Origin of the sequence: Microcystis sp. M31BS1, assembly GCF_020245285.1 — a bacterium.
Taxonomy (GTDB): Bacteria; Cyanobacteriota; Cyanobacteriia; order Cyanobacteriales; family Microcystaceae; genus Microcystis; species Microcystis panniformis.
This window is the reverse complement of sequence record NZ_JADBVE010000035.1, coordinates 1-7,012: the sequence shown is the minus strand read 5'-3', so window position 1 is coordinate 7,012 and position 7,012 is coordinate 1. Positions and strand designations below refer to the sequence as shown.

Below are 7,012 nucleotides of genomic sequence, written 5' to 3'. Positions count from 1 at the left end.
TAATTGAGGGAATGAATACCAAAATAAAGCTTATTAAAAGAATGAGTTATGGATTTACCAATTTTGAACATCTTCGACTTAAGCTGTTTGCTTGCTTTAATTCATAACAAAAATTAACACACGAAAACCAGAAGAGCCGATAGATTTTAAGAACGCTATCAGGTAAGCTAAGAGGCACTTTAACCGCCTATCCTCAGATTACCTGAATCTCTCCCAATCTCTTTAAGTACCTAGGCAAAATTATTTACACATGACGATCATTGCCCCGTAAGGGTTTTAGCTCGATCGGGCAGGTAATTAATTTTGCATGACTACTTACTTTCCTCGAACAGTAGCTTGAGAAAACTAAAATCCTGAAGATAACTGCTGTAAGAAACCCGTTTTCTTGATCTGCTGCTAGAATTCAAGTAGATTGGAGGAAAATATATGGAGCCGGCAAACACCTTAGATGCTCTAATGCTCAAAACCATCATCAAGGAAAGCGTCCGCGAAGTTATGCGGGAAGAATGGTTTAAATTCTTCGAGATGCTGATTCCCTATGTGGATGATATAGAACAAGCTGACATACAAGCAACCTTTAATCCTGTTGATTACAAAGACGACAGCTTCGTTGATGTTACAGGCTGGTTTAATCGTGAAGATCAGGATCAGTAGATCAGCCAATAAATTTTTGGAGAAACTAGATGCTAATAGCCGAAAATCTGTTTTGACTAAAATTGGTATTCCCAAAACCTGCCTTGAAACTCAAAACGTTTATCCCCCTGAAGAACTTGATATCAAAAAACTTAAAGGTGAGTTAAAAGGATTCTCCAGAATTCCTGTTGGCAAAATGCGAGTTATTTTTGAAATCGGCAAGAAGACAGACGAAATCTTTATTTATGAGATTAACTTTAGAGGCAATATTTACGATTAATTAAGCGATTAGCAACGTTCGCATTTACCAATTATTTTCGATACTTCTTTCCGCAGCTATCTAACTTTCATAGGTTAATTTAGCCAATACTGCTTCTTCTTCGTCAGCAAAGTCTCCAGCTTCAACTTGGGCCACTGCTTTCTTAGTTTTCTCGCCAGCAGCCAGAATAATCAACCGATCTGGACGATTACTAGGCTTCTGGCATAATTGACTTTTGAGAGTTCAAAAATGGGAAAATAGGGATGAAGTTGCCTAAAATCTCTTTATGCTTAGTTCTCCTGACTACTGGCTCCTCTCTCTGAGGTTTACTGGTCACTGATCACTGATTACTGATTACTGATTACTGATTACTGATTAGAGAATACCCGCGTTAGAAAGACCGAGAACCAGTCCCGCACCGAGAATATGGCCAAAACTCATGGTAGCCAATAATTCCGGCAGACCGAAGCTTTTTTTCGAGGCTAACTGCGGCAAGGGTAAAGCAGGACCTGCTCCGGTATTTTGGATGGCAAAATAACCGATAACGAACGCTACTAGGTTAGCTAACGTCATGGTAATGCCGACGGATAAATTCCAGGGAATGGTTTGAGCGGTGGCTAAAAGTAAGGTGGAAGGGATCATTGGCGCTCCAGTCTTGATAAAATTTTGTTAACCACAGGGCATTATAAAAAGCTCTTGACCCGAAACTGTTTTTTGTTTGAATACTTAACAGTTTTTGTAACGTTTTGCGAATAAGATTAAATGCGAATTAAAATTTGCGGCATTACCCAACCAGACCAAGGACAAGCGATCGCTAATTTAGGAGCTACGGCTTTAGGTTTTATACTCGTACCTAGTTCGCCTCGTTACGTCAAAATCGAGCAAATTAACGCTATTACCGCCGCAATACCCGACAAAATTGATTTTATCGGTGTTTTTGCCGACGAGCAACCGGAAATTATTCAGCAAATAATTGTTAAAACCCCCTTGACAAGTGTGCAGTTACATGGTAGGGAATCTCCCGAATATTGCCAAAGGCTGCGGCAATTATTACCCGACCGGGAAATTATCAAGGCTTTGCGGATCAAAGACAGAGAAAGTTGGGAAAAGTCGGCAATTTACTTCAATAGCGTCGATACTTTGCTTTTAGATGCCTACCATCCCCAATTACTCGGCGGTACGGGACATACCTTAGACTGGCAAGCCTTAGCCAGTTTTTCGCCCCCCTTGCCCTGGTTTCTGGCCGGAGGACTCAACCCCGATAATATTAGTGAAGCTTTAACCAGGCTGCACCCCCAGGGTATTGATGTGTCTAGCGGCGTTGAGCGATCGCCTGGTGATAAAGACCTCAAAAAAGTCGCCCTCTTGTTAGAGCGACTGCAAAAAATCAGTGATCAGTGATCAGTTAGAAGGTTTTGGGTGTTGGGGTTTTAGGGTTTTAGGGTTTTAGGGTGTTGGGGTGGTCACTGCGTGCGCGTTCTGGGGGGGTTTTGGGGTTTTAGTTGAATTCCCCCATTTCCCCATTCCCCCATTTCCCCATTCCCCCATTTCCCCATTCCCCCATTTCCTCATTTCCCCATTCCCCCATTTCCCTGACTAGAAGAAATTAGGTTTATGACGGATCAGGTTAAGATACTCCTCGCGGGTTTTCTGCTCGTCTTGGAAGACTCCTAACATGGCACTGGTGACAGTCCAAGATCCCGGTTTCTGCACCCCGCGCATCACCATGCACATATGGGTTGCTTCCATGACTACCGCAACCCCTTGGGGGTCGAGAATTTCTTGAATCGCTTCGGCAATCTGACGGGTGAGGCGCTCTTGGACCTGTAAACGACGGGAATACATTTCCACAATGCGGGCCAATTTACTTAATCCGACCACCTTTTGGTTAGGAATATAGGCAACGTGGGCCCGCCCCATGAAGGGTAACATATGATGTTCACAGAGACTAAAGAAGTCAATATCGCGCACTAATACCATCTCATTATGACCTTCATCGAAGATCGCACCATTAACGAGGGTTTCTAGGGATTGTTGATAGCCTTGGGTGAGAAACTGCATCGCTTCGGCCACCCGTTTGGGGGTTTTTAATAAACCTTCTCTTTCGGGATCTTCTCCCACCGAGATCAGGATATTTCTGACCGCATCCATCATCTGTTCTTTGTTTTCGTCGGAAGTCGGATGAATTTGAGCGGTTTTGCCATTGTGGGTGTTGCGATCGGGGCGAGTGGTCACGCGTGCTTGAATAGCGTCGGTTAGATTACCGTTTAAACCGTTAGAAGAAGCTATGGTCATAATGAAGAGGCCTGTAGGCGAATTGATCGATAAATAGAAGTATTTTGGGTTATAATGCCCCCGCACTGGGCATAATGGTCATCGTTTCCACTACAGCCTGTTTGGGCAGTAACACCGCTTGCAGAATGGCCTGAGCGATGATATCTGGGGTTAACATGGCCGAGCGATCGAAATCTGCTTTGACGCTATCGCTGTCCCAGATGGGAGTATTGACAGCACCGGGGGTGATAATCGTGACGCGAATGGCGTTGACCCGCTCCTCGATCGCTAAAATGCGAGAAAATGCCACTAATGCCGCTTTGCTGACACTATAGGCCCCCCAATCAGGAAAAAAATTATCGGCGGCGATCGAGGAAACGTTAATAATCGTGCCTCCTCCCTGTTGACGCATGGCAGGTAAAATCCCCTGCACACACTGGTAAACACTGGTTAAATTCAGGTCGATCACCCGCTGCCAGTCTGACAAAGGTGTGTCAGCTAAGGGATTTGTGTAACCCATGCCAGCATTATTGATCAGGATATCGATCGGTCCGGATTCTTGGGCGATTTTAGCGATCCTAGAAGCTACTTCCGGTATATCTGCCAAATCTAAGGGGTAAGCTTGGGCTGATACGCCTAAATCTGCCGCCATTGCCGCCACGGCTGCCAATTTTTGCTGATTGCGACCGATTAAAACCAGATTAATTCCCGCCTTGGCGAAAGCGAGGGCGGTTTCTTTGCCGATGCCGCTACTGGCTCCAGTGATCAGCGCTCGCTGTTGACGAATAACAGAGTTCATGGTATAATCTGAAATCTCTTAATTCCGGGTAGTTAGGGCAAAATTTTGGCGGTTAGGGGAACCCTAGAAAGGTTTAAGGCAGTTGGGTTGGATCGGAGCAATTTTTCTCGCACCAAAATTGCCGCGTCCACCTGGGGCGGGGGGAAGCATTGACTATCGGGTAGGTTCAAGATTTAAGAATCGTTACAAAATTTTACCTAGCCAATTATAGCACTGTTAAGTCAGGGATCACTAATCTTTGTGTATATTCAGATATCTAACCAGCGAGGGGAAAAAGCGGACTGGTTGGCGAGAATTCTTGAGGCTGCCTTGAAACTCCCTCCTCCTGCGCTGAAAACTACTCACCGGAGGAGATGGCAGCGGTGGGTTGAGTGCGATTGACAATTACCACTCGATCGCCGACAACGGGACTTCTAGCGAGGAGAATTCCCTCGTTATCCTTCATTTCCAAGCGGCGAAAATCGAGACTTTGGCAACGTTGAAAAACCGAATTAGCCAATTTATCCTGTTGTGATGCCTCCAGACCATACCAATTATCGCCCAAAATAACTACTAGACGACTAGCCAAAAAGTCCGCTTCTACGGTAGCAATAATCCCGGCGGGATAACGAGTAGTTAAATCGGTAATTTCCGCTTGAATGGCTGCGACTAAACTTTGTTCGGGAGTTAATCGCGGTTTTGCTTTGGTAATCGGGACGGGAATCGGTGCCTCTGGTGCGATTAATTCTGGGGGAGTTTCGATAATTTCCCCGGCTGCCGGGGAAGGACTAGAGACAACTTCAGGCATATTTTCGGCAATTTCCGCCGGATTTTTCGGTAAACTGACCACAGCTACTAATAGGATAGTGACTAAACTTCCTGTTAACAAGCCGGTAATTAACCAATCGGGAATTTTTTCGCTAATTCCCCCAGGTAAAAGTCGGCGAATTTTGCTCAAAATCGTCGTCCACCACCCTTCCACCTGCTCGAAATCCGGTAAAATATCGTCGATTCCCTCCGCTGCTTCGATTGGAGAATCTGCGGTTAAACTTTGCTCAACTCCTGCGAATTCGTCTGGTTTTAAAGCAGCGGCTAACTGTTGCGTTGAGTTAAGAAGATTATCAACAGCAACTTTTGGGGGTAACACTATCCCCGTTCCCGTGTTAAGTTGGGAAACGATCGAATTTAACTGCTCGATCGCCTCTTGTAGCCGGATCACCGTTTCTGCTTGGCTGAAATTCTCTCGCTCATTTGGTTGAGTCATAATTAATTCTTCTTAACCCGCTGCCATTCTTTTTCAAAATATCATTCTATGCGCCGTTTTCTCGGTTTTTTAACCAGTATTTTCCTTGTCTTCCTGACTGCTTGTGGTAGTGTCACTCCCCCGCAAGAATTTGCCCCCGACGGAGAAATCGTCGCCAAAGCCCTTTTATTACAATTTCGTCACACATCCGATCGCCTTAGTCAATCTTTACATATCGATGATCCGCAGGTAAAAATTGCTAAAATTAATGTCACCAGTCTGGAACCGCTTTATGTGGGCAATTTGCCCGCTTATCACTTGCAGGGAGATTACGATCTAACTCTACAATTGCCCCATCAAAAAGATACCAAACAACACAACAATTTTGATCTTTATTTACAAAGACAGATCGAGGGTAAAACTTGGCGTTTACTGGAAGAAGTTGCCTCACAATGGCGCAGCTATTTAGTGAAATAACCGGAAAAAGCCCAGGGGTTTTGCTATAGTCTATGATCATCGAAAATTTTGGGTCTGAAACCCCGTCGTTCTAGGTTGGCTTTACTGTTAAGTAGTCGTGCAAAATTAATTTCCTAGTGAAGAAAGGCAAAAGGCAAAAGGCAAGAGGTGGTTAGATATGTGTAATTAATTTTGCTTAGGTACTTACCAGTAACAGATAAAGCCATTGGAATTGACTTAGGAATTAGTAGCCTCGTGATTACCAGCGATGGCGACAAAGTATCTAATCCTAAGCATTTTTAAAAGCATTATCGGAGACTGCGAAAAGACCCAAAAAGCCTTTCTAGGAAGAAAAAAGGCTCAAAGAATCGAGAAAAAGCGAGAATCAAAGTAGCCAGAATTCCCGCTCAAATCACCGATAGCAGAAAAGACCATTTACACAAGCTAACCACTCAATTAGTTCGGGAAAACCAAACTATTGTGGTTGAGAATTTAGCCGTCAAGAATCTGGTCAAAAACCCGAAATTATCTCAGGCAATATCTGATGTAAGCTGGGGAGAAATCACCCGACAATTAGCCTATAAATGCCGTTGGTATGGGAGAAACTACATCGAAATAGATAGGGTTTGCTGAATAAATCTAAAAACCTTGTTGGATAAGGCTTTTAGACTTTTTTGACCTCAAAAAGTCCCGACCCTTGCAGTGATTGAGGGGAAAATTTCGGGACTTTTTCCCTGAAAATTAGGTAATTGACCAGGTGAAAATGGGTAAAACCCCACACCCCACACCCCACACCCTGCCACCAGGAAAAACTTTTTCAGCAGACCCTAGATAGATGGTTTCCTAGCTCTAAAAGGTGTAGTAATTGCGGGTATATTGCCCTTGAAAATGCCGTTAAATATTCGAGAGTGGGATTGTCCAGACTGTGGGACTCACCATGACCGAGATATTAACGCTAGTAAAAACATTTTGGCCGCAGGGCTTGCGGTGTCAGTCCGGGTCGCGACCTGATGACCAGAACAGAGTAAAACTGGGGCGGCAGGTGCGGAACCCCGCAAGGGAAAGAAGCAGAAACCCAAATCGTGAGGTTTGGGAATCGCCGTCCGTACCACGCCACTTTTTTAGGGTGGTCGCGTCAATGGGGTTGACGCAGATAGCGAAAAACGCTTAATTGCTTAAGTCTGACTCTTTCTCAACGTCCGTTTTGAGTGTCCGGATGCCGGACGGACACTTTGAACAAGTCGAAAAAATCTCATGTTCAACCTTATTTCCTAGAAAGTTTTACTCGTTCAAGGCCGAATTTGAATTCTTTTCTGAACAAAACCCCCTACTATCTGTTGTCAAGGTTCAGTTTTTAGCTTGGTTATCG

Annotated in this window: 11 protein-coding genes and 1 pseudogene; 7 read left to right on the top strand and 5 right to left on the bottom strand. The window is 44.5% G+C overall.

Features of this window, described 5'->3' with window-relative positions; all coding sequences use genetic code 11:
* The 3 genes from IM509_RS01835 to IM509_RS01825 form a co-directional block, all read left to right on the top strand.
* Positions 1-107, top strand: a 107-nt coding sequence (locus IM509_RS01835; RefSeq protein ID WP_271946612.1) for a transposase, incomplete at its 5' end; no start/stop codon positions are given.
* A 319-nt stretch (positions 108-426) separates the two neighbouring features.
* On the top strand, positions 427-654 hold the full coding sequence (locus IM509_RS01830) for a hypothetical protein (protein WP_185237701.1): 228 nt from the start codon (positions 427-429) through the stop codon (positions 652-654).
* Positions 614-913, top strand: coding sequence for a type II toxin-antitoxin system RelE family toxin (locus tag IM509_RS01825; protein ID WP_052277264.1), 300 nt, complete (start codon positions 614-616; stop codon positions 911-913). Before IM509_RS01830 ends, IM509_RS01825 begins: the two co-directional genes overlap by 41 nt.
* A 60-nt stretch (positions 914-973) precedes the next feature.
* Here IM509_RS01825 and IM509_RS01820 read toward each other — a convergent pair whose 3' ends face one another.
* Both IM509_RS01820 and psaK read right to left on the bottom strand, forming a co-directional pair.
* On the bottom strand, positions 974-1,087 hold the full coding sequence (locus IM509_RS01820) for a hypothetical protein (RefSeq protein ID WP_052277265.1): 114 nt from the start codon (positions 1,085-1,087) through the stop codon (positions 974-976).
* A gap of 180 nt (positions 1,088-1,267) precedes the next feature.
* Positions 1,268-1,534, bottom strand: a complete 267-nt coding sequence (psaK, locus tag IM509_RS01815) for a photosystem I reaction center subunit PsaK (protein WP_002736399.1) — start codon at positions 1,532-1,534, stop codon at positions 1,268-1,270.
* Positions 1,535-1,654: 120 nt separating this feature from the next.
* Between psaK and IM509_RS01810 the strand changes: the two genes are divergently transcribed.
* A complete protein-coding gene (locus IM509_RS01810) occupies positions 1,655-2,293 on the top strand; it encodes a phosphoribosylanthranilate isomerase (RefSeq protein WP_052277266.1) in 639 nt (212 codons plus the stop codon).
* A gap of 195 nt (positions 2,294-2,488) precedes the next feature.
* Here the strand turns inward: IM509_RS01810 and folE are convergent, their stop codons facing one another.
* From folE to IM509_RS01795, 3 genes are all read right to left on the bottom strand, one after another.
* The gene (gene folE, locus IM509_RS01805; RefSeq protein ID WP_002738197.1) at positions 2,489-3,187 is read right to left on the bottom strand and encodes a GTP cyclohydrolase I FolE; all 699 of its coding nucleotides are present in this window, start codon (positions 3,185-3,187) and stop codon (positions 2,489-2,491) included.
* Between the two features lie 49 nt (positions 3,188-3,236).
* On the bottom strand, positions 3,237-3,965 hold the full coding sequence (locus IM509_RS01800) for an SDR family oxidoreductase (protein ID WP_052277267.1): 729 nt from the start codon (positions 3,963-3,965) through the stop codon (positions 3,237-3,239).
* Between the two features lie 337 nt (positions 3,966-4,302).
* The gene (locus IM509_RS01795; protein ID WP_185237700.1) at positions 4,303-5,208 is read right to left on the bottom strand and encodes a hypothetical protein; all 906 of its coding nucleotides are present in this window, start codon (positions 5,206-5,208) and stop codon (positions 4,303-4,305) included.
* Between the two features lie 48 nt (positions 5,209-5,256).
* Between IM509_RS01795 and IM509_RS01790 the strand changes: the two genes are divergently transcribed.
* The 3 genes and pseudogenes from IM509_RS01790 to IM509_RS24275 all read left to right on the top strand — a co-directional run bounded on the left by IM509_RS01790 (position 5,257) and on the right by IM509_RS24275 (position 6,654).
* On the top strand, positions 5,257-5,664 hold the full coding sequence (locus tag IM509_RS01790; RefSeq protein WP_002756869.1) for a hypothetical protein: 408 nt from the start codon (positions 5,257-5,259) through the stop codon (positions 5,662-5,664).
* A 174-nt stretch (positions 5,665-5,838) separates the two neighbouring features.
* Positions 5,839-6,267 (top strand): annotated as a pseudogene (locus IM509_RS01785) (RNA-guided endonuclease TnpB family protein); the annotation flags it as partial.
* A 264-nt stretch (positions 6,268-6,531) separates the two neighbouring features.
* Entirely contained in the window at positions 6,532-6,654 is a 123-nt protein-coding gene (locus IM509_RS24275) for a zinc ribbon domain-containing protein (RefSeq protein ID WP_369800412.1), read from the top strand.
* Positions 6,655-7,012 lie beyond the last annotated feature (358 nt).

What these genes read in the sequence shown, in the direction of transcription:
- IM509_RS01830 (WP_185237701.1), top strand. Translation starts at nt 427, where the DNA reads ATGGAGCCGGCAAACACCTTAGATGCTCTAATGCTCAAAACCATCATC.
- IM509_RS01825 (WP_052277264.1), top strand. Translation starts at nt 614, where the DNA reads ATGTTACAGGCTGGTTTAATCGTGAAGATCAGGATCAGTAGATCAGCC.
- psaK (WP_002736399.1), bottom strand. Translation starts at nt 1,534, where the DNA reads ATGATCCCTTCCACCTTACTTTTAGCCACCGCTCAAACCATTCCCTGG.
- IM509_RS01810 (WP_052277266.1), top strand. Translation starts at nt 1,655, where the DNA reads ATGCGAATTAAAATTTGCGGCATTACCCAACCAGACCAAGGACAAGCG.
- folE (WP_002738197.1), bottom strand. Translation starts at nt 3,187, where the DNA reads ATGACCATAGCTTCTTCTAACGGTTTAAACGGTAATCTAACCGACGCT.
- IM509_RS01800 (WP_052277267.1), bottom strand. Translation starts at nt 3,965, where the DNA reads ATGAACTCTGTTATTCGTCAACAGCGAGCGCTGATCACTGGAGCCAGT.
- IM509_RS01795 (WP_185237700.1), bottom strand. Translation starts at nt 5,208, where the DNA reads ATGACTCAACCAAATGAGCGAGAGAATTTCAGCCAAGCAGAAACGGTG.
- IM509_RS01790 (WP_002756869.1), top strand. Translation starts at nt 5,257, where the DNA reads ATGCGCCGTTTTCTCGGTTTTTTAACCAGTATTTTCCTTGTCTTCCTG.
- IM509_RS24275 (WP_369800412.1), top strand. Translation starts at nt 6,532, where the DNA reads ATGCCGTTAAATATTCGAGAGTGGGATTGTCCAGACTGTGGGACTCAC.